This window comes from Mesorhizobium sp. M7A.F.Ca.CA.002.04.1.1 (assembly GCF_004022805.1).
Taxonomy (GTDB): domain Bacteria; phylum Pseudomonadota; class Alphaproteobacteria; order Rhizobiales; family Rhizobiaceae; genus Mesorhizobium; species Mesorhizobium ciceri.
On the sequence record NZ_RZPL01000990.1, the window covers coordinates 1 to 1585 of the forward strand.

Sequence of the window (1585 nt, forward strand, 5' to 3'; positions counted from 1 at the left end):
CGATAAAGAGTGCGCCTTGCCTGGCCTTGGGCGCGATGTCTTCGTAGACGGAGAGGACATGCTTGCCTGCAGGCAGCATGGTGATCACCACGTCGGCATCCTTCACCGCGGCCAAGGCATTCGCCATAATCGTCACGCCATGTTCCTTGGCGACGGTGAGGTTTTCCGGAACGAGGTCGAAACCGTTCACCGCATGCCCGGCCTTGACCAGATTGGCGGCCATTGGATTGCCCATATTGCCGAGGCCGATGAAGGCGATCGTCGTCATTGTCTGTCTCCCAGAGTTGCTGGCTTCAACGGCCAATCAGCGCGCGAGCGATGATGACGCGCATGATCTCGTTGGTGCCTTCGAGGATCTGGTGCACGCGCAGGTCCCGCACCAGTTTCTCGATGCCGTAGTCGTGCAGGTAGCCGTAGCCGCCGAGCAGCTGCAGTGCGTCATTGGCGACATTGAAGCCGGTGTCGGTGACGAAGCGCTTGGCCATCGCCGACCATTTGCCAGCATCCGGCGCCTTGCGGTCGAGCTTCGAGGCGGCGGCATAAAGGAAGATACGCGCCGCCTGCAGCTCGGTCTCCATGTCGGCCAGCCTGAATTGCAGCGCCTGGAATTGATTGATCTTCGAGCCGAAAGCCTTGCGCTCGGCGGTGTAGGACAGCGCCTTGTCGAGCGCCGACTGCGCGCCGCCCAGCGAACAGGCGGCGATGTTCAGCCGGCCGCCGTCGAGCCCGGCCATGGCGATGCCGAAGCCAGCGCCTTCGTCGGACAGAAGGTTCTCCGCCGGCACCTTGCAATCCTCGAAGATGACCTGGCGGGTCGACTGCATGTGCCAGCCCATCTTGTGCTCGTTTGCCCCAAAGGAGAGGCCCGGCGCATCTCTGGGCACGACGATGGTGGAAATGCCTTTCGGCCCGTCCGCGCCGGTGCGCACCATGACGGCATAGACATCGCTGTCGCCGGCGCCGGAGATGAACTGTTTGGTGCCGTTGAGCACATAGTCGCCGCCGCTCTTCACCGCACGGGTCTTGAGCGCCGCGGCATCGGAGCCGGAGCCTGGCTCGGTCAGGCAGTAGCTGGCCAGCCATTCCATCGAAGTGAGCTTGGGCAGGAAGCGCTGGCGCTGTTCGTCATTGCCGAAACGGTCGATCATCGAGGCCACCATGTTGTGGATCGAGATGAAGGACGAAAAGGCCGGATCGGCGTGCGACAGCGCCTCAAAGATCAGCACGGCGTCGAGCCGGCCAAGTGCCGAGCCACCGACATCGTCCCTGATATAGATGCCGCCGAGCCCGAGCGGACCGGTCTCGCGGATCACGTCGGCCGGGAAATGCTTGTTGCGGTCCCAATCGAGCGCATTCGGTGCGACACGGTCGGCGGCGAAGGCCTGCGCCATCTCCTGGATGGCGCGCTGCTCCTCGTTGAGTTCGAATTGGCTGGTGCTCGCATCGACCGCGGCGTCCATGGCGTGCTCCCTGTGTGCTGGCCAGCTAGCTCGCTGGCCTGTTGTTTTTGGCTTTGCGCGCGCACCAATCTAGACCAATGATGCCGCCGCGCAACCCGATCCCCTGCGGAGCGGCTGTGCATCAA

2 protein-coding genes are annotated in these 1585 nt (G+C 63.3%); both read right to left on the bottom strand.

Annotated features, from left to right (window positions below):
• A partial coding sequence (locus ENZ75_RS31325; RefSeq protein ID WP_164888157.1) for an NAD(P)-binding domain-containing protein occupies nt 1-268 on the bottom strand: 268 nt, incomplete at its 3' end.
• A 25-nt stretch (nt 269-293) separates the two neighbouring features.
• Entirely contained in the window at nt 294-1460 is a 1167-nt protein-coding gene (locus tag ENZ75_RS31330; RefSeq protein WP_013531207.1) for an isobutyryl-CoA dehydrogenase, read from the bottom strand.
• Nucleotides 1461-1585: the final 125 nt, after the last annotated feature.

Bases quoted from the DNA above. Each gene is read 5' to 3' on its own strand.
- ENZ75_RS31330 (WP_013531207.1), bottom strand. From the start codon at position 1,460: ATGGACGCCGCGGTCGATGCGAGCACCAGCCAATTCGAACTCAACGAG.